General features: G+C 59.0%; 18 protein-coding genes and 1 pseudogene. 2 read left to right on the top strand and 17 right to left on the bottom strand.

Annotated elements, in window-relative coordinates:
• Positions 1-29: 29 nt before the first annotated feature.
• The 10 genes from ATU_RS25930 to ATU_RS25885 all read right to left on the bottom strand — a co-directional run bounded on the left by ATU_RS25930 (position 30) and on the right by ATU_RS25885 (position 9,683).
• Positions 30-1,367 (bottom strand): MATE family efflux transporter, encoded by a 1,338-nt coding sequence (locus ATU_RS25930; protein WP_010974675.1) that lies wholly within the window; start codon positions 1,365-1,367, stop codon positions 30-32.
• Positions 1,368-1,946 (bottom strand): peroxidase-related enzyme, encoded by a 579-nt coding sequence (locus ATU_RS25925; protein WP_010974674.1) that lies wholly within the window; start codon positions 1,944-1,946, stop codon positions 1,368-1,370.
• A 1-nt stretch (position 1,947) separates the two neighbouring features.
• Positions 1,948-2,454 (bottom strand): CMD domain-containing protein, encoded by a 507-nt coding sequence (locus ATU_RS25920; RefSeq protein WP_010974673.1) that lies wholly within the window; start codon positions 2,452-2,454, stop codon positions 1,948-1,950.
• A 7-nt stretch (positions 2,455-2,461) separates the two neighbouring features.
• A complete protein-coding gene (locus ATU_RS25915; RefSeq protein WP_010974672.1) occupies positions 2,462-3,055 on the bottom strand; it encodes a 2-hydroxychromene-2-carboxylate isomerase in 594 nt (197 codons plus the stop codon).
• 10 nt (positions 3,056-3,065) lie between these two features.
• Positions 3,066-4,544 carry an NAD(P)-binding domain-containing protein gene (locus tag ATU_RS25910; protein ID WP_010974671.1) on the bottom strand — a complete coding sequence of 493 codons (1,479 nt, stop codon included), beginning with the start codon at positions 4,542-4,544 and terminating at the stop codon, positions 3,066-3,068.
• Between the two features lie 60 nt (positions 4,545-4,604).
• Positions 4,605-5,675 carry an ABC transporter ATP-binding protein gene (locus ATU_RS25905; protein WP_010974670.1) on the bottom strand — a complete coding sequence of 357 codons (1,071 nt, stop codon included), beginning with the start codon at positions 5,673-5,675 and terminating at the stop codon, positions 4,605-4,607.
• Between the two features lie 3 nt (positions 5,676-5,678).
• Positions 5,679-6,470, bottom strand: a complete 792-nt coding sequence (locus tag ATU_RS25900; protein ID WP_006315838.1) for an ABC transporter permease — start codon at positions 6,468-6,470, stop codon at positions 5,679-5,681.
• A 9-nt stretch (positions 6,471-6,479) separates the two neighbouring features.
• Positions 6,480-7,463: an ABC transporter permease gene (locus ATU_RS25895; RefSeq protein ID WP_006315839.1), complete on the bottom strand. Its 984-nt coding sequence runs from the start codon at positions 7,461-7,463 to the stop codon at positions 6,480-6,482.
• An 84-nt stretch (positions 7,464-7,547) separates the two neighbouring features.
• The gene (locus ATU_RS25890; protein WP_010974669.1) at positions 7,548-8,648 is read right to left on the bottom strand and encodes an extracellular solute-binding protein; all 1,101 of its coding nucleotides are present in this window, start codon (positions 8,646-8,648) and stop codon (positions 7,548-7,550) included.
• A 54-nt stretch (positions 8,649-8,702) separates the two neighbouring features.
• Positions 8,703-9,683 carry a LysR family transcriptional regulator gene (locus ATU_RS25885; protein ID WP_010974668.1) on the bottom strand — a complete coding sequence of 327 codons (981 nt, stop codon included), beginning with the start codon at positions 9,681-9,683 and terminating at the stop codon, positions 8,703-8,705.
• A 386-nt stretch (positions 9,684-10,069) separates the two neighbouring features.
• Here ATU_RS25885 and ATU_RS25880 point away from each other — a divergent pair, with 386 nt between their 5' ends.
• Positions 10,070-11,152 carry an NAD/NADP octopine/nopaline dehydrogenase family protein gene (locus ATU_RS25880; RefSeq protein WP_010974667.1) on the top strand — a complete coding sequence of 361 codons (1,083 nt, stop codon included), beginning with the start codon at positions 10,070-10,072 and terminating at the stop codon, positions 11,150-11,152.
• A 30-nt stretch (positions 11,153-11,182) separates the two neighbouring features.
• Here the strand turns inward: ATU_RS25880 and ATU_RS25875 are convergent, their stop codons facing one another.
• On the bottom strand, positions 11,183-11,464 hold the full coding sequence (locus ATU_RS25875) for a hypothetical protein (protein WP_243823396.1): 282 nt from the start codon (positions 11,462-11,464) through the stop codon (positions 11,183-11,185).
• Between the two features lie 97 nt (positions 11,465-11,561).
• Here ATU_RS25875 and ATU_RS25870 point away from each other — a divergent pair.
• Positions 11,562-12,041 (top strand): annotated as a pseudogene (locus ATU_RS25870) (MarR family winged helix-turn-helix transcriptional regulator).
• 131 nt (positions 12,042-12,172) lie between these two features.
• On the opposite strand, the gene ATU_RS25865 reads toward ATU_RS25870, so the two are convergent.
• The 6 genes from ATU_RS25865 to ATU_RS25840 are packed head-to-tail and all read right to left on the bottom strand — an operon-like array spanning position 12,173 to position 18,131.
• On the bottom strand, positions 12,173-12,847 hold the full coding sequence (locus ATU_RS25865; RefSeq protein WP_035258255.1) for a flavin reductase family protein: 675 nt from the start codon (positions 12,845-12,847) through the stop codon (positions 12,173-12,175).
• 1 nt (position 12,848) lies between these two features.
• Entirely contained in the window at positions 12,849-14,273 is a 1,425-nt protein-coding gene (locus ATU_RS25860; protein ID WP_010974665.1) for a M24 family metallopeptidase, read from the bottom strand.
• 31 nt (positions 14,274-14,304) lie between these two features.
• Positions 14,305-15,126 carry an ABC transporter permease gene (locus ATU_RS25855; protein ID WP_010974664.1) on the bottom strand — a complete coding sequence of 274 codons (822 nt, stop codon included), beginning with the start codon at positions 15,124-15,126 and terminating at the stop codon, positions 14,305-14,307.
• Positions 15,119-15,946: an ABC transporter permease gene (locus ATU_RS25850; RefSeq protein WP_010974663.1), complete on the bottom strand. Its 828-nt coding sequence runs from the start codon at positions 15,944-15,946 to the stop codon at positions 15,119-15,121. Before ATU_RS25850 ends, ATU_RS25855 begins: the two co-directional genes overlap by 8 nt.
• A 9-nt stretch (positions 15,947-15,955) precedes the next feature.
• Positions 15,956-16,996 carry an extracellular solute-binding protein gene (locus ATU_RS25845; protein WP_010974662.1) on the bottom strand — a complete coding sequence of 347 codons (1,041 nt, stop codon included), beginning with the start codon at positions 16,994-16,996 and terminating at the stop codon, positions 15,956-15,958.
• Between the two features lie 19 nt (positions 16,997-17,015).
• Positions 17,016-18,131, bottom strand: a complete 1,116-nt coding sequence (locus tag ATU_RS25840) for an ABC transporter ATP-binding protein (RefSeq protein WP_010974661.1) — start codon at positions 18,129-18,131, stop codon at positions 17,016-17,018.
• Positions 18,132-18,347: the final 216 nt, after the last annotated feature.

Genomic DNA, 18,347 nt, shown 5'->3' with positions numbered 1-18,347 from the left:
CCGCCCATGGCAGTTCTTTCGTCACATCTTTACCGAAACGTTGCCGCCGCAAGCCTCGGAAGCATGAGCCGAAAGGCGATGCTTCGAGCGCCCTGAAACAATAGCAGGGAAATCCATAGGCCATCGTTGCCATAGAGAGGCTGCAGGACCGCCCAGGCGGCAAAATAGATGATCAGCGATACCACCATGAGGTTGCGCATTTGCCGGGACCACGTGGAACCGATATAGACGCCGTCCATCTGAAAAGCGATGATGCCGATGACAGGCAGAACCACGACGTAGATCAGATAACTGTCAGCCAGTCTCGCAACGATATCTGTAGGCGCGGTCAGCGCGATGACCCAATCCCCGCCAGCCAGGAATGCCAAGGAAACCAGCGCTGCGAAAATGCCCCCCCAGAGCGTCGTCAGTTTGATCGTGCGATCGAAGGCGGGTCGATAATGTGCGCCGACGGCGCGGCCGGCAAGCTGTTCTGCCGCTGTAGCGACACCGTCGAGGAACGCGACGCCGAAGAAATAGAACCGCAACAGAATAGTGTTGGCGGCAAGCACCTCGATCCCGAGAAAGCCGCTCTGGCGCGTAAAAAAGGACAGGCCGATCAGCAATGCGAACGAGCGGATCATCATGTCGCCGTTGACTTCAAAGGATCGTCTGATCGCCGGTATATCAGGAAGCCGCCAGGCGGAGCGATCGGTCTTGCCCAAAATTAAAGCCGCACCTGCCACAGCAGTTACAGCTTCTGCAACCAGAGTGGCGATCGCGACACCTTCCACGCCCCAGCCCAGCCCTATGACCCAGTGAACGCTGAGGGCGGCATTCAGGCCATTCAGCAGCGTCTGGAGGATCATGCTCCACATGGCCTCACCGCGGCCAATAAGCCAGCCGAAGGCGACAAAATTGAAGAGAACAAAGGGGGCCGACCAGATTCGCCAGTGGAAATAGGTCGAGGCGACTTCGGCGACAATCCCGTCTGCGCCCATGACGCTCATGCCAAGCGCGCCGATCGGACCTTTGAGCAGCAACAACAACAGACCGGCCACCAGTGCGATGATGAGGCCGCTCAACAACATGCGCTGTTCGCCCACCCGGTCGCCGGCGCCCATTGCCTGCGCCGTAAAGCCGGTCGTGGCGCCGCGCAGGAAATTGAAGGTCACGAAGATGACGTCGAAGATAACCGAGGCCAGCGCCACACCGCCCACCAGCGCCTCGTTTCGCATATGCGCGATGACACCCGTCGCCACCAGACCCACAAGCGGCGTCGACAGATAGGCGATCATCATCGGTATCGCGATTTTAAGGACATCGCGGTGCGCGACGTCGAACGGGCGGACAGCTGCCTCGGTCCCCGTGATTGCCGTTGCCTTCACTTATTCTTTCCGATGTGGTTCACCCAACGTATGCATCAGCCGGTTCGCCCAGCCGAAGATGGCGATGGAATGGATGAGATCGAGAATTTCAAGATCATCCAGACCGATTTCCCGCAAGTGATAAAATTGGTAGACCCCCACATTATCTGGATGGGCGGTCAGATCGACACCGAAATTGAACAGCGCCTGCTCGAAATCAGGAAGGTCGGCATCCAGTCCGTTCTTGTATATCGCGTCCACGACCTCGGGCCGCTTCTCCAGCTGAATATAGCGGTTGGCGTGAACCGCGGCGCAGTAGATGCAGTGATTGACGAAGGACGCCGCCAGCGCGCCGATCTCGCGCCCACCGCGTGATAATCCGCCGTCACTATACATGATATCGTTGAAGAGCGGCGTGCGCTCGTTCAGCGCCTCCGCCTCATTGGCGAGCACCAGGACATAGGCCGATACCTTGGTATTGGAAGGGGTGACCTTCAGGGCCGACAATTGCTCGGGCGTCGCCGTCGCGAGATCGACAGGCTTGACGTAGGGATGCCATTCAAGCGCATCGAGGGTGAATTCATGGACGGGCTGTGACATATCAATTGTCCCTCATCATCTTGAGGCCGGCGACGACCAGCACCTGATAATTCACATAGGCAATAAGGCCTGCGAGCGTGACGATATCACGGTCGTCGAGGCCAACGGCGTAGAGTTTCTCAATGTTTTCCCGGGTCGCATTCTTCGGCGTAAGGGTCACGAGATCAACGTGATTTAGAATGGCTTGCAGGCGGGAATCCGTGTGCTGAAGGACCGATGACGGATCAGCGACTGACGCTTGGTCGGAGCCTCCCTCCTCCTCGGCAAGCCGCTCAATGTAGTGCGCATGGAGTTCTTTCGCCTTCCACAAAGCGGACATACGCGCGGCAAGTGCTGCCCGCAAGGCGTAGGAAAAGTTGCGTGGCTCTGCTGGCCTCAAAGCCGCAAGATAGCTGGTCTGCGTCAGATGTTTAAGCTTCGAACGTCGCTCGCGGAGTTTCAGCAGATCGGAGTTGGCATCAAGGCCGAGGACGCGGTCGATCACGTCTTCTGGAGGTGTAGCTGTCATAGTTTTTTCAATCCTCGGAAAGAGCGTCATCCAGAAAGGTCAGGCGGTCCTGCCCCCAATAGAGCGTGTCGCGATAAACCCAGGTGGGGGTTCCAAAGACACCACGCGACTGCGCTTCGGCGTGGCTGTCATGCCAGGCCGCCATGATCTCGGGCGTGTCTTCGAGCGCACGTAGCGCACGACCATCAAGACCCAGGCTGTTTGCCACGGCAATGCGAACGTCCGGATCAGTCACGTCCTGCTCCTCCGCCCATAGGGCGCGCAGAAGCGCATGACTGAGTTCCAGTGCAGGCAAACCCTGCCTGTCGGCCGCAATAACCATGCGCGCGGAAAACTCGTTGTTGGTCGGATAATATCTGGGCTTCAGCACCAACGGCATGCCCAGACGCTTGCGCCAGCGGTCCAGTTCGACGGCGTGGTAGTCCTGCCGCGGCTGGGGTCTGGAACGAAGTGGAACGCCACCGTTTTCGGTGACGATGCGGGTGGGGCGGACGACGACATCAAGATCGTGCTTTTCGACCAGCGCCTTAAACTGTGGCCCGCCCAGATAGGCCCAGGGCGAACTGAGCGCATGGTAATAATAAACGGTTTTTCTGCTCATCGCCTTAACCTCAGGCTGTCTTCTGCATGGAAGGGTCGGCATCCGCGTCGGTCCATTCGGACCCATCGAGTTCAGGCTTTTCGTAAGCCTTCAGCGCTTCCCAGTGATGATCGATGTCCGCGATGAACAGCGAAGCGGCGATACCTCGCGCGAGCCAGAGCGCACCTTCGCTGATGGCCGGAATATCGCCGCTGACTTTGCCCAGACTGACCGATGAACCGTAATTGAAACAATGGATGTGCTGCAGCCAAGGGGCGGCACCCGGCTCTTTCTCGGTGAAGGAGAAGTCGTCTTGCAGCCAGGGAAACCGGCCAAGACCGGGGTTTTCCTCACCTGCTGGCGGTGTGTAGCGGTCCTCCCAGCAGGCGATCTGCCCATTGAACATTTCGAGTTCGGGACGACTGACGGGGTCGATTGAGAATCCCGTTCCCAAAATCACGAAATCGGTCCGAAAGACGCGACCGTTGATTGTCGTGATGACGACCTCGCCGCCCTCTTCCTTCATCGATTGGATACCGCAGTCGAAATGGAAATAGGCGTTGGAATGTCGGCTCACCCTCAGCGTCGAGTTGTGCGGGGCCGGTGTCTGCTGCTTGACGGAATAATCCATGAGACGCCAGCGCCACTCAGGGTCAATTTTCGCGAAGCCGGCGGTGACGCCATAGGATCCGATGCCCATCAACTTGTTGATTGTCGGCATTGTCTTGCGTCTGGCAAGGAGACGCACCTCACCGGCCCCCTGCTCCAGCGCTTCGGCGGCATTGTCCACGGCGGACGCCCCTACCCCGATGACAACGACGCGTTTTCCCTTCAGACGCTGAAAATCAATCATATCGGCGGAATGCGCCCAGCTGACGTGGCGCGGCATGCCCTTCACAAAATCCGGGATCGTCGGTTCTCCAAGACCATCGCGCCCTGTTGCCATCACTAGTTTCCGGGTGATGATCGGGTCAGCCTTCCCACCCTCGATCTCCAGCTCCAGAAGCCCATCGAGCCGCGGGATGACGCGGGTGACGTGGATATTGTTTTCAACCGGGATTTCCATCACCTGCCGGTACCAGCTCAGATATTCCATCCACATGGGTCGCGGGATGCGGAAGAGTTCTTCCCAGGCCTCTTTGCCAAAGCGGGCGGTGTACCAAGCCCTGAAGGTGAGCGACGCCATGCCGAGGGCCGGTCCGAGCAGGTTCTTGGGCGAGCGCAGGGTTTCCATGCGCGCGTAAGTCACCCAGGGGCCCTCCTCACCTTTTGCGGCGCGGTCCACAATCCGTATATTGGCGATCCCTGCCCGTGTCAGGGCATGCCAGGCAACGAGGCCGCACATGCCGCCGCCGATGATCACGACATCGCTGACAAGCTGACCGTCTGAGGTCGAGACCGGTTTCGACCAGTTCGCTGCAGGATAGTTGAGGTAGCACAGATCCTGCCTCACCTGCGCATTGAGCGCCGCGAGTTGCTGCTCCGTTCGGTCTTGCTGTTCCAAAGTCATCAGGTGGTCTCCTGAAATATATTGTTGCCCGTCGGGTCCTGAGAACCGACGGGATGAGGATTAATCGGCCAGGACAACGGCGTCGCGATCGCGCCAACCCATCCAGACCGTCTCGCCATCAAGATGCGAGAGCGCCACCGGATCGAGCTGGGCCGACAGGAGTGCGCCGTTATCGAGGCGGATCGTCAACGTGGTATGTGCGCCCTTGAACACGCGCCGCTCGATCTGGCCCTTGAGGGCAAAACGATCACTCGGCTGCTCGGGCAGACAGAACAGAGCCTCCGGACGCAGCGCAATCGTGACGTGGCTGCCAATGGCGTGATGGTGGCCGTTAAGATCCGCCCGGATCAAACTACCCTGCCAGTCGACCGTAGCGACCCCGCTCTCGGCAGACACCAAACGGCCATCGAGAAAGTTGCTCTGACCAATAAAGTCGGCGACGAAGCGGCTGCGGGGGCGTGCATAGAGATCATCAGGCGCTCCCATCTGCTCGATCCGCCCCTTGTTCATCACCACCACGACGTCAGACATGGTCAGCGCCTCTTCCTGGTCATGGGTGACGAAGATGAAGGTTTTGCCGGTCGTCTGCTGGATCGACTTCAACTCGATCTGCATCTCATGACGCAGCTTGGCGTCGAGTGCCGATAGCGGCTCGTCGAGCAACAAGACATTCGGGTCCGGCGCCAGTGCCCGCATGAGGGCGACGCGCTGGCGCTGACCACCCGACAATTGTTCAGGCATGCGTCCGGCAAAATCCTGCAGCTTGACGAGACCGAGGAGTTCCATGACCCGGCGGTGGATGGACGCCGAATCCAGCCCCTTCAGTTCAAGTCCGAAAGCAATGTTGCGCTGGACTGACAGGTGCGGAAACAGGGCATAGTCCTGAAAGACGATATTGACGTTTCGCCTGTTGGGCGGCAGATGCGAGATCGGCTGCCCGTCAAGGTAAATCTCGCCGGAGGACGGCGTTTCGAACCCGCCCAACATTCTCAGTGTCGTGGATTTGCCGCAACCGGAGGGGCCAAGCAGGGTAACGAATTGGCCCGGCGCGACCTCCAGGTCTAGATCGTCGACAGCAAGGGAAGCGCCGTAAGACTTGTTGACGTTTTTAAAATGAACAACCGGCTGCATAACTCAGCTCCTCGAACGGCGGGTGAAGTGCTCGGCATAAAGGCCGATGGCGGCGGTGACGATGAGAACGATGGTCGCCATCGCATTGATCTCGGGTGACATGCCACCCTGGACTTTGGCGAAGATGAGCATCGGTAGCGTCGGCTTGTATCCGCCCAGGAAGAAGGTGCGCACGAAATCGTCGATACTGGTCAGAACGCAGAAGATCATGCCGCCGATCAGCGCCGGCAGGATGTAGGGGACCGTGACGCGCATGAAGGCGACAAATGCGTCCGCCCCGAGGTCTCTTGCAGCATCGACGAGATTGGCAGGCATGGAACGCAGGCGCGTCAGCACCATGATCACGACAAACGGCACCGCGTGTACGGTGTGGGACAGAATGATGGCGAAGGTGCCCGTGGGGATATCGACCATCCGGATGAATATCCGCATCGAGATGGCGTTGATCAGGCCGGGAACGACGGCAGGCAGGCAGGCGAGCGCAAAGAGAATGGCCTTGCCGCGGATGCCTTCGGTTGAAATCAGCAGGGCAATCCACACACCGATGACGGTCGCTCCGATCGTGGTGGCAAGCGCAATGCCCGCCGAATACACCGAAGCTTCAATGAACTGCTTGTCCTGCAGCACTTTGCCGTACCAGTCCAGGGTCCAGTTACTGATCGGAAAGGCGATGAAGTTCGCGTCCTTGAAGCTCATCGCCATCATCAGGGCCAGCGGCAAAAGCAGATAGATAACGAAAATGGCATAACAGGCACCAAGTGCCGTTTTCGGAAGGTCGTTTAAGGGGGACCGCATCGTCATCTCCTACATCAGCCGGACAGAGCGACCGCCAACGACGCGCATGAAGAGACCAACCGTTGTCAGCGATACGGCGAGCATCAGCATGGCGAAGGCAGCGCCTTCCGGCCATTTGTCGTTGGAGGAGTGGAAGAGCGTCGCGATCACCTCCGGAAAGATGACGGCGTTCGGGCCACCAAGCAGCAGAGGAGCCGCGAAGACACCGACGGCCGTGAGGTAAACCAGGCTGCAGCCGGACACGATACCGTCTTTCGACAGCGGCAGGATAACGCGGCGGAAGCGTTGGAAAGGGCTTGCGCCAAGATCCGCAGCGGCATGCACCAGCTGTACCGGGATCTTTTCTATGGCTGAATAGAGTGGGAGCAGCATGTAGAGCGCCAAGAGGTAGATAACGCCGAAGCTCAGCGAGAAGGACGTGTAGAGCATCGGGATAGGCCGATCGATGACGCCGATCTCGCGCAACAGGACGTTGACGGCTCCCCGATTGGCCAGCAGCATGATGACCGAGAAGGTACGGATCAGTTCTCCGGCCCAGAACGGGATGAGCAGGAGCAGCAGAGCGCGCATACGCTGCTTCGGCTGGAGCACCTTCGCCACGTAATAGGCAACCGGATAAACGATCACCAGGGTCGACACGGTAACGACGGCTGCAAATACGAGGCTGCGTATGAAGGGCAGCACGTAAATCGAATCCGAGAAGAACAGGGCATAGTTGGCGAGCGTATAGCGCGTGGCCTCGTTCGGTTGAGGCGGATAGTTGTCCGTGAAACTGATATTGGCCATTTGCAGGATCGGCCCGACATGCAGGACGAAAAGCCATATCACGGGTATCCCGGCAAGGAGTGCGAGGCGCGCATGCCGACTGTCCGCCAGCCGGCCTATGGTGGTTCGGTAAAGGGTTGAGCCTGTCACCTTGCCAATCCATCCGGAATAATGCGCCGGGGCTGGCGCGCTTTCCTCTCGCAGTTCAGTCATTGTCGTGTTCACCATGATCGTTCCCAGCTCTGGACAAGCTTTTTATTGGGGTCTGCGAACCCGGTACCGGTCGGGTTCGCGTCGCATCGCAACGGTAACTCAGGCAGCCTTGATTTCGGCAGCTGCCTTGTCGATCATCGCGTTCTTCATGGCCCGGTTGACCGAGCTGAAGAACTTGATGCGCTCCATCTGGTCCTGTGGAAGGGCCATGGCGGCCCGTTCGCGATCGTTCAGCAGCTTTTCAACGCCATCAAAGGCTGAGGCAAAGCCCGACTGCCGAACCATGGCAGCCCCGATTTCCGGTGAGGCGAGGATAGCGTCGAGGAAGGCATAGGCAGCATCCGCATTCGGACCGTTCTTCACCACGTTGAAGGAGTAGAGAAACCCGTAGGTGCCTTCCTTCGGAACCGACAGCTCGATGGGGTGGCCGTCCATGATCAGCTTGGCTGTCGGGCCGGACCAGGCCTGCGCGACGTAGATGTCCTCGTTCAGGAACATCTGCTGAACCTCGGAGCCCGCATCATAGTATTTGCGGACCTTGTCCTTTTGCCTGATCAGGAAGTCGCGCGCCTTGTTGGTGGCGTCCTGGGCAACGGCTTCCTTGCCCTCGTAGGTGACATAATCGCCGTCATTGCCTTGATAGAGCATGGTCAGCGAAAGGAAGTCCGAAATGATGTAGGACGTCAGACCCTTGTATTCATCGTCGAACATCGTGCCCCAGCTGTCGGAAGGCTTGGTGTACTCCGTATTGCGGGCCAGACCTTCAAAGCCCGCCAAAAGCGGAACGCCGTAGGTGGAGCCGTTGATGGTAAGCTGCGGCGCGCCTTTGTAGGCTGCAGCCAACTTGTCCCAATTCTTCAGTCGGCCGGTGTCAAGCGGCGTGAGGAGGTTGGAACCGATGAACTGGGAGAGCCGGTGGCCGGTTACCGTCACGATATCGGTCGATGGTGTGGCGCCTTCGGCCGTCAGGATGTTGTATTGCTTGCCCTGGTCGTCTGTCAGACGGATGCGGATCTCGATCCCCGTGTCCTTTTGAAACTGATCGATGAAAGACTGCGGCACGAACTTGTCATATGTCGTGATGTTTACGACCTTGCCTTGCGCGTGGGCGGAGCGCATCAGGCTGGGCGCCGCAAGGATGCCGGAGCCGGCGGCGAGCAGTTTAAGGGTGGAACGGCGGGTCGCATTAAACTCTTTCATGGCACTCTCCTTTGTTGTTTTTTGATGGCGTCGATGAGGCAGAGACATTATGATTTAGGGAACGTCTCCTTCGACGGTTCCCCCATAGGTGACATCCGCAAGACGTCCTGACGTGCGGGGATCGTGAGCGGTGAAATCGGGCATGCGTGCCGAGGCGACACGGATAATCAGCTGGATCAGCTCCTGGGCGGTGGCCGACAGCGGGCGCGCTGTTGCCGAGAAAATTCCCCAGAGAAACGGAATGTCGACGTCGAGCGGTCGGACAGTCACGCCCGCGGTCAAGGGACCGTAAGCGGTAGCCGGTTCAACGATCGCAATTCCCATACCGGTCGACGCGACCTGTACCGCACTCATCGCCGCACTCGTGGCGATGATCCGCCGTGCACGGACATTTGCCTCCTGCAGCGCCTTGTCGACGCGACGACGCAACCGGAATGGGTTTGCAAGCGTAATGATCGTCTGGTCGGCAAGGTCGCTAATAGAAACGACATCCTTGGCGGCCAGCGGATCGTTGACGGACAAGACCGCCGCACAGCGGCCCTGGAAATAGCCATGCGCCTCGAGACCCGGTTGCTCAGCCGGAAGCGATGTCACACAGAAATCTGCAGTCCGTCCCAGCACAGCCTGGACCGCAGCCTCGGCCGGCATGCTTCTTAAAAAAACCGTGTGCGGCAGAAGGGCTTCGGGTAACTCCGCAAGCGCGAGTGGCACCATTCCGGTGGCAAAAGCAGGGGTCGCCGCGATCTCGACCGGCTCAGGCTCCTTGAGACTGATGCGTTGGGCACGGTTGCGCAGATGCTCGATGCCGCTGATGAAGCGCTCCGCTTCGGCGTGGAAAGCCACCCCCTTGTCACTCGGCGTGATACGCGGGCCATTGCGATCGAACAGCGGAAATCCAAGCGATGTCTCGAGATCCTGAATGAGGCGCGTCACCTGAGATTGCGAACGGTCAAGGAGGCGCGCAGCACCGGTAATGCTGCCTGCGGACATAACCGCCAGAAACGCCTCTAACTCGCGTATCTCCATCGCTATCATGCATCCTTTGCATTATGACAAATTTAATGTGCATTAAACGCATGATGTCTGCTAGTGACAAAAGAGAATTTTTCGTTCGACGGGCAGAAGATGAAAAATATGGCTCGCTGACTTCGAACTGTGCAGAAAATTAAGCTTCTAGCCTTGGCTTTTGGTAATGCAGCAGACGCTTTTACTCGAAGCAGTCATATCTGCTAAGGGGTTAGGCAGGGGCGCGCGAATTAAACAGGCAGAGCACCCGAGCGAGCGGCTGTGGCGGGCGAGACAAGATGATGCATTTGCGCAACGATCGGCAGGCAAAGTTCAGAACCGGTTTGTGAGTTGCGCGAAGGGTAGTGACCAGAGGATGGGTCATGCCCACTCCTACAACCGAAAGGATAGATGACATGCGGATAGCCATTCTCGGTGCGGGATCGATTGCCTACGGCGTGGCGGCTTTTCTCGCCGAAGCGGGACATAGCCCGTCGCTGTGGTCACCCTCCGGCCGCAGCGGCAAACCATTGTCGCAAGGCGAACCGCTTACCGCCACGGGGGCTTTGGACTTCGTCGGGCCCGTCGAGGTCGCAGCAAGCTGTGAGGCCGCCATTTCGGATGCGGATGCCGTCATCATTGCCATGCCAGCCAACGGGCATCGCGCGGCCATCGATGCAGCGCTGCCGCATCTACGATCGGGCCTGCCTGTCATCATCAGTTCCCATAGCTCCTTTGGAGCGCTTTATCTGTCGAAGCGGCTCGCCGAGCGACAGCTCGATTTGCCGATCATCGCCTGGGGGACGACGCTTCTGACGGCGCGCCGTCAGCCGGACGGGCACAGCGTCGTTGTGAACACCATTCGCCAGAAGGTGGACTTTGCCACCTTGCCGAAGTCTGCAGCTCAGGAGGGTCATAGCCTGTGCACTGAACTCTTCGGTGATCGTTTCGTCGAACGCGACGGTTTGCTCGCTATCGCGCTCTCAAACCTCAATCCGCAAAATCACCTCGGGATCGCATTGCTCAATCTGACACGGATGGAAAAGGCAGAGAGCTGGGGACAGGGTGAGCATGTGACCCCGGCAGTCGGGCAGTTGATCGAAGCGCTCGACGCCGAGCGACTCTCAATCGCGGAGAGCTTTGGCCTTGGGGTGAAGACGGTCCGAGAGCACTTTTCTCTCTCCTTTCATGTACCCCTCGCCTCTGTGTCGGAAATGAACCAGCAGATGCATCGCGAGGGACGAGGCGGGATGGGACCTTCCTCCATCGACAGCCGCTACATCTTCGAGGATGTGCCCTTTGGTCTTTTACCGACGGTCCTTCTTGGCCGCATCGTCAACCGTCCTGCCATCCTCCATGAAGCCGGTATTCGCATCTTCACCGCGTCGGTCGCGCGCAACCTGGAAGCTGACAATGACCTGCTGCCGGAGCTTTCGCTTGATCATCTCGCTCCGGGGGAGCTGCGGGATCTTTGCGAAAACGGATTTTCGCCGGCGTAAGTAGCGCCCTCACCCCAGCAGGGAGCGGGATCATCTGAGCCCCATCACGCAGTCGAGAATACGTGCAAGCGCTTCGGTATCGATGTCACTATCAACGCGGATACTGCGGCCACGTCCAAGTTCGATCGTTACATCGCTTCGCTTCCGACGAGAATGGGGATGTCGGGGCAGTCCCGGTTGTACAGCAGGGACGGCCAGCGCGGTTTCGGCAACGATCACCGGCACCAAGGTGTTGCCGTCTCGATGTTCGGCTTCTCGATCCTGCAGAGCTCTTTGCGCCAACGAAGAGCTGGCTAACGTGAACCCCAGCATCACGCGCAACCTCAGAGATGATCGCTCCCGGTTCGAGGCAGGCAGCAACGAACTGCACCTTCCCCTCAAGAGACCAATGCCGACGTGGAAATTACCAATGCCGCCAAGAAAAAGTGTGCAAAATGCACTCGATTCCGCGTCATTACGCGATTTGCACGGCGCGCTGCTCGACATCGTCAGTGCGATGAACCGGCCGCCGTAGCGTGATGGACATATGGTCCGGGAGGTGGGGATCGCGCTGGACCGCGCGTTGTTTCCGCTGCCGGTCATGATCGAGCGCCTGGGGCCGACCGGTATCGTTGATCTCGCTGACCGCGTCGGGCGCGACTACACCACCGTCAGCCGGCAGGTCTCGAAGCTGGAGGAATTCGGCCTTGCCACACGTTAGGAAAGCGCCGCCGACCACCGCATCCGCGAGGCAGCCATCACAGCCCAAGGCAAGGCCATGACCGGCAAGGTTGATAACGCTCGGGACAAGATGGCTCGCGAGATTTTCGCGGATTGGGACGAAGGCGAGGTCAAGGAGCTCATCCGCCTTATGCGTCGCTTTGCAGACGCCGTGACGGGGGGAAGTTGACGTGTCACTCTGTGGGCAAAAAGGGACTTCCGGATAGTAGAAAGAAGCTCTTGATTGGAATCGAACCGACGACGATCAGATTCTAAGCTATACGAGCTACCGACCGAACAAGGCGCTGGTGATCGTAGGTTTTACTCAGCCGCGTCAGTTCCAAAGAGCTTTCGGCTCTCCCATTCCTGTGGCGTCAACGTCTTGATGTCGAACTGATCGCGGGTACGGGCATAAGTATGTCCGCCCATGCGGCCGACGGCGTCCATCATCTGCTGATCGATATGTAAATTGGACGCACTGACCGCATCGCTGCGAATGAAGACGCCGACGACTTCGCCGAGGATGATCTCGCGGGCAGGCCCTACCTGCAACGTCGTGTGACGACGGCACTCAAGCGCCGCGGGTGCCGCGAGAACGCGTGGGCTGCACACCATCTCACCCTTTACTGTTTCGAGACCCGCCTCCTCCATCTCGTTGATGCCTGGACCGAATTTGATGGCGCAGATCTCCATCTGATCCACGAGCGCGTTGTCACAGATATGCACGGTAAATTCGCCGGTTTCGCGGATATTACGGGCAGTATCCTTGAAGCGCATGTCGGCGTAATTCTCGACGCCGATCGCAACGATTGCCGGATCATGGGTCAGCACATTGAAGAAGCTGAACGGCCCGGCATTGGGGCGACCGTCTCTGTCGACGGTTGTCACAAGTGCAATCGGGCGCGGGATGACCGTACCGATCAAGATTTTGTAGCGCTCGCGTTCGGTGAGCTTGGCGAAATCGAAATGGGTGTGAGAAAGGATCGTCTCGGTCATGTCAAATCTCGGCAGCGATGCGGTGGGTTTCAAGCGGAGTATGGCGCGACAGGTTTTCGAACCCGCCTTTGGTCACGACGTACATGTCACCGACATTGCAGCCGGCCGACAGCGGTTCCAGCCACTGGGTGTGCAGCACGAAGACCATGCCCTCTTCCATCCGGTCGTAATTGTGGGAGGAGATGTTGAAACTGTTCTGCCCGCCGGCCATGCCGACCGAGTGGCCAAGGTTGGGGTTATGCGGGCCGTGCGTCGCCGGATAGACATGCATGAGCGTGCGGCCCTGCGCCTCCCAGTCGATGTTCTTAACATATTGCCGCGGGATAAGCCTCGCGCTGCCATCATCCATCGGTGCCCAGTTGTACGGCATGGTGCGGGCTTCCGGTGAGGCCAGCATGCCGTGCTCGATCATCGGTTCGAAGGCTGCATTGTTGATATCGCGCATCAACGCACCAGGCCGGATCAGCTTTTCAGCCCGCTTGACGCCTTCGGTACAGGCGGCGAGCACCTCTTCCTGGCGCTTAGTGATCTCACCGATTGCGATCATCCGAGCGGTCTGCGCGGTGTAGCCACGATAGGTGACATTGGAGACATAGAGATTGATCAGGTCCCCCGGTCGCACGACATGCCCATAAGGCTTGCCACAATGGGTGCCGAACTCGTTGATACCGATCTGGTAGCCATCACCGGTTTCGCCGCCGAAGGAGAGTTGCGCCTGGGTGAAGGCTGCATAGATTTCGTGGTCAGTCACGCCGGGTTTTGCCACGTGATAGGCCGCCTGCGTGGCGATGCTGACCAATTGGGCGGCGGCCCGAAACATCTCGATCTCGCGCGGCGAGCGGACCTTTTGCATGCGGTCGAGAATGGCGTTGTCCGCGACGAATTTCACCCTTGGCATCAACTCATCGAGACCTGCCCAGAAGGTCAGCGAGGTGCGGTCACCGATGCGGCCGATCTGCGCTTTCGATAGCCCCATGTTTCCAAGCAGTTCTGCGCATTTCTCTGCCGTCTTGATAACGCTGTCGCCCGGACGATCGGCATATTCCCGCCCGATCGGACCAATCTGCCAGATGTCCTCCAGCAGAACCGGTTCGCCGCCCGGCGGCAGAAGTACGGACTGGGTAAAGAAGGACAAAAGCACCATAGGCTTGTCGACATCCGTCGGGATGATCAGCACGCCTTCCCGCATCCAATCGCAGATGTAGCGCAGATAGTGGTTCGACGTGTGAAACCAGCCCACCCCGCCAGTATGGACAATTAGCGCGTCATGTCCGGCCTCCACTGCCTGACGGCGGATGCGGCTCAGACGATCCTCGAATTCCGCGACCGGCAGCGGTAAGGGTGCTGCGAAATCGAAATCCGGCTGGAAATCGGCAAGAAGCGAGCCGATGCGATAGGCTCCTGCTCTGGTGGCAGTGATGTTCATGGGGTATCCCTTCCAAAATTGTTCATGTTCGTCAGGCTTGTCGCGTGGGCGCCAGCACCCGCCTGGCCACCAGCATCACCACCAGCGTCAGGCCGATCAGCAGGCCGGACATTGCCGCAACGCGCACGTCGAGCGACTCCTCGATCAGCGCAAACATCCTGAGCGGCAGCACTGTCGTCTGCGCATCGGCCAGGAAGAGCGAGACGGAAACATTGTCGAGCGACTGGATGAAGACGAGAAATGCGCCGGCGAGAATGCCGGGTGTCAGCAAGGGCAGGCTGACGCGCCTCAGGGTGGTGAACCACGTAGCCCCCATCACCGTCGAAGCTTCCGCCAGCGAAGGATTGATGCCCTGAGCAACAACGGACGCGGCGCGGTACATCAGTGGCCCGAAGACGACCACATGGCCGATCACGGTCAGCCAGAGCGATGGCTGCAGACCGACGAAATTCGCGACAATCAGAGCCGCCAGACCGTAAACGAGGCTCGGCAGCACCAGCGGCGCGAGAAGCAGCGGCTCGATCGTGTTGACCGAACGACGTTGCATCCGTGCCATGCCTATGGTTGCGGGCACGGCAAAAAGCAGCGAGCCAAGAACGGCAAGGCCTGCAATCTTCAGCGAGTTGCCAGCCGCAATATGTTCGGTCCCGGAGCGGATGGGATCGAGCAACGCCTCATACCAACGCAGCGAAAAACCCTCCGGCGGATATTTGAGTGTCTGCCCTGAAGTAAACGACATGGTGATCGCGATGACGATCGGGGCCACCAGGTAGATCAGGCTCACACCGCCGAAGCCGAACACAAATGCCTTGTAGAGAATAGCGGGGACCGGGTTTTCGGATTTTCTACGCATGGCCGACGAGCCTCCGGTGACGGGAAATCATGGTCATGGCAACGAGCAGCATGCCGGTAGACATGAGAAGTACAACGGCGATCGCAGACGCCATCGGCCAATCGAAGAGCGTGCCGACCTCGCGGTAGATCAATTGAGGCACATAGACGTTGCGGGCGCCGCCGATCACCGCCTGGGTGACGAACGAAGCGCTGGTGCTGGCAAAGACGAGAATCCAACCGGCCAGAAGTCCAGGCAGCATCATCGGCAAAAGGACCGTGACGAGAATGCGCCATGGTCCGGCGCCCGAAACCTGCGCAGCCTCGGTATAGGTGACGGGGATGCGCGACAGGATCGCCACCAGCGGCAGGATGATCAGCGGCAGGTCGATCTGGCACATGGCCATCACAAGTCCAAGTTCCGTCGACATCAGCGTGAAGGGACGCTCGGCCAGTCCAAGCGCCACGAATGTCTCGCTGATCGGCCCCTGTCGCCCGAGAATGACGATCCAGGCAAAGGTCCGAACCACATTGCTGGTCAACATCGGGATCAGCGTCAGAAAAATGATGATCTGGCGCGCGGTCTTGCCGCTGTGCCAGTAGAGCAGCGCGATCGGTACACCGAGCAGCGTCGTGGTGACGATGGTCTGTGCCCCAAGCTTGGCAGTGTTGATGAGAACGCGATAGTTGAACGCATCGCCGAGGAAGCGGGCGTAATTGTGCAGGGAGAGACCGTCGGGGCCAATGAAGCTGAACCCGACAAGGACGGCGAGCGGCGTCGCGAAGAACGCCACCGACAGCAGAAGCATCGGGATAACGTACGGGAAGCCGCTCGCTTTCATGGTGCTACCTCAACCGGCGACAAGAGCGTCGAACTGGCGAATCCATTCCGGCCGGTTCTTGTTGATCGCCGCCCAGTCCGGATAGACGAGCGAGGCAAGCTGTTCGCGCTTCACATAGGCCTCGATGCCCGGCGTCAGCTCCACTTCTTTGTTTGTCGGGAACATTTCCTGTGGCGGCATTTTTAACTTGTCCTGCGCCGCTTTCGAGATCGCCGCATCCATATAGGCGTAGGCGGCGTCAACGTTCTTGGCGCCCTTCGTCAGATGGATGTTCACCGGAGCTGCGGGCGAACCCGTCTCCGGCTGGACGAATTCGGCCTTCAGCCCCATCGCCTTCAGCTTGGCAACATTCCCGGTCGAGCACATGAAGACCGCAATTTCGCCCTGTTGGAACAGGGTCATCTGGTGGTTCGTGCTGGCAACCACGCCCTTGATGTGTTCCGGGTGTTCCTTGAACAGCTTGAACACGGCGTCCATGTCGATGGGACCCGAGCCATAAATCTTGGCGATTTCGGTATAGGCCATCACGCCTGTGTTGGAGGCAAAGCCGGTCCATGACACCAAGCCTTTGTAGGCCGGGTTTTCAAAGAGATCGCGGTAGCCCTTCGGCGCCGGGACGAGATCGGGATTATAGGCAATGCCGTTCACCTCGATCGTGACGGTCGGGCCATATTCGCCCTGGAAGGCCGGATCGAGCATTCCCCAGTTCTTGAGCTTCGACGGGTCGATCTTATTGATAAGATCGTTCTCGACGGCGATGGCCATCTGGCCGGGCGACATCAAAAGCGTGTCGTAAGGCGGGTTGCCGGGACTTGCCATGACCTTGGCGAGTTGGTCCTGCGCCATTGCCGGGGCGACGGTCAGATCGAAGCCGGCCTCCTTTACGAGGGGCGTCAGTACTGTGCGATAGCCATCCTCCCAATTGCCTGGAAAGGTCGCGGCAACAGCTGTGCTACCAGCCGCGCGGGCAGCGAAAGGAACCGCTGCTGCAACCGCCGCACCGGCGGCAAGCAGTCCGAAACGGCGTCTTGTGATGTTGAAGTCCTGCATCTGTTCACCTCTGTTGTTGTTATTCACGGGATGCTTCCGGTTCGCTCGGAAAGGCGTGACACCTGATGGTGTCTATCTCGGCAAAGAGCTCTGCTCCCGGCTCGGGAATGAAGGTCGAAGGTCCGCGGACCTCCGAGGAGCGAAGGTTTGTCCCGTCTTCGAGAAGGAGATCATGGACAAGGGTGGGACCAAGCGGCACTGACACGGTCAGCCGTGCCGGCAGGGCCGGTGCGCCCGGTGCCGCAGACAGACGCACATCTTCGGGGCGGCAGGTGATCGTGATCTTGGAGCCCGTCGTGAAATTCAGGCGGCGCGGCAGAACGAGGACCCTGCCATTCGCGAGGGAGATGGTGGTTGCCTCCGCCTCCACCCGGTCCACCGTTCCATGCAACACATTGGCCTGACCGATGAAGGTATTGACGAAGAGAGACCTCGGTCGGTCATAAACGGCCATCGGTGTATCAATTTGCTCGACATTGCCCTTGTTCATGAGCACCAGACGGCCAGCTAGGCTCTGCGCCTCCTCCTGGTCATGCGTCACGATCAACGTCGTGATGCCAAGCGTCTTCTGCAGATGGAGAAGCTCGACCTGCAGGTCGAAACGGAGCGCCCGGTCCAAGGCACCGAACGGTTCGTCGAGAAGCAGAAGTGAAGGCCTTCCGGCAATCGCGCGGGCCACTGCCACGCGTTGCTGCTGGCCACCGGAAAGCTCACGCGGCAGCCGATGGCCAAATCCCTTCAACTGCACGAGCGAGAGCATTTCCTCAATCCGCTCGCGGCGCTCGGTGCGTCCCACTTTCTGGCATGCCAGCGGATAGGCGATGTTCTCGGCGACCGTCAGGTGTGGAAACAGCGCATAGTTCTGGAAAACCATGCCGATACCGCGCGCACGCGCCGAAACATTGGCGATGTCTTCGCCTCCGAGCTGGATCACACCGCTTTTCGGTTGGATCAGGCCTGCGATGGCGCGCAACACGGTGGATTTTCCGCAGCCGCTCGGTCCGAGGAGCGCGACGATCTCACCGGCGGCTATCTCGAAAGAAATGTCGCTGATCGCATTCAGTCCGCCATAGCTATGGGTCAGGCCACGAACGCTAAGCTGCTTGCCTTCTGCTGCATTCGAGGTCTGCGACATGAATGTCCCCTTCGGTTGCGCCTGAACAGCCGAGGGCACGGTGCTCGTCGGTATCAGGGGGAAATGTTTTCGATCAACAATTTTGGGTTCGCTTTGGGTCATGGAAACAGCAGAGGCAAGCCGCGTGCCAACCACGCTTTCAGTGCTATGTTGCAATCAATAAGCTGCTAAAAATACTGCGTTATTTATGAATTTTTTTCTCTCGAATGTTCATGA

Source organism: Agrobacterium fabrum str. C58 (assembly GCF_000092025.1).
GTDB classification, from domain to species: Bacteria; Pseudomonadota; Alphaproteobacteria; order Rhizobiales; family Rhizobiaceae; genus Agrobacterium; species Agrobacterium fabrum.
Note: the sequence above shows the minus strand (reverse complement) of the source record. Positions and strands in the feature narration are given on the sequence as shown.

Coding starts and splice junctions, on each gene's coding strand:
- ATU_RS25925 (WP_010974674.1), bottom strand. CDS start 1,946: ATGTCACAGCCCGTCCATGAATTCACCCTCGATGCGCTTGAATGGCAT.
- ATU_RS25920 (WP_010974673.1), bottom strand. CDS start 2,454: ATGACAGCTACACCTCCAGAAGACGTGATCGACCGCGTCCTCGGCCTT.
- ATU_RS25915 (WP_010974672.1), bottom strand. CDS start 3,055: ATGAGCAGAAAAACCGTTTATTATTACCATGCGCTCAGTTCGCCCTGG.
- ATU_RS25910 (WP_010974671.1), bottom strand. CDS start 4,544: ATGACTTTGGAACAGCAAGACCGAACGGAGCAGCAACTCGCGGCGCTC.
- ATU_RS25905 (WP_010974670.1), bottom strand. CDS start 5,675: ATGCAGCCGGTTGTTCATTTTAAAAACGTCAACAAGTCTTACGGCGCT.
- ATU_RS25900 (WP_006315838.1), bottom strand. CDS start 6,470: ATGCGGTCCCCCTTAAACGACCTTCCGAAAACGGCACTTGGTGCCTGT.
- ATU_RS25895 (WP_006315839.1), bottom strand. CDS start 7,463: ATGGTGAACACGACAATGACTGAACTGCGAGAGGAAAGCGCGCCAGCC.
- ATU_RS25890 (WP_010974669.1), bottom strand. CDS start 8,648: ATGAAAGAGTTTAATGCGACCCGCCGTTCCACCCTTAAACTGCTCGCC.
- ATU_RS25885 (WP_010974668.1), bottom strand. CDS start 9,683: ATGATAGCGATGGAGATACGCGAGTTAGAGGCGTTTCTGGCGGTTATG.
- ATU_RS25880 (WP_010974667.1), top strand. CDS start 10,070: ATGCGGATAGCCATTCTCGGTGCGGGATCGATTGCCTACGGCGTGGCG.
- ATU_RS25875 (WP_243823396.1), bottom strand. CDS start 11,464: ATGCTGGGGTTCACGTTAGCCAGCTCTTCGTTGGCGCAAAGAGCTCTG.
- ATU_RS25865 (WP_035258255.1), bottom strand. CDS start 12,847: ATGACCGAGACGATCCTTTCTCACACCCATTTCGATTTCGCCAAGCTC.
- ATU_RS25860 (WP_010974665.1), bottom strand. CDS start 14,273: ATGAACATCACTGCCACCAGAGCAGGAGCCTATCGCATCGGCTCGCTT.
- ATU_RS25855 (WP_010974664.1), bottom strand. CDS start 15,126: ATGCGTAGAAAATCCGAAAACCCGGTCCCCGCTATTCTCTACAAGGCA.
- ATU_RS25850 (WP_010974663.1), bottom strand. CDS start 15,946: ATGAAAGCGAGCGGCTTCCCGTACGTTATCCCGATGCTTCTGCTGTCG.
- ATU_RS25845 (WP_010974662.1), bottom strand. CDS start 16,996: ATGCAGGACTTCAACATCACAAGACGCCGTTTCGGACTGCTTGCCGCC.
- ATU_RS25840 (WP_010974661.1), bottom strand. CDS start 18,131: ATGTCGCAGACCTCGAATGCAGCAGAAGGCAAGCAGCTTAGCGTTCGT.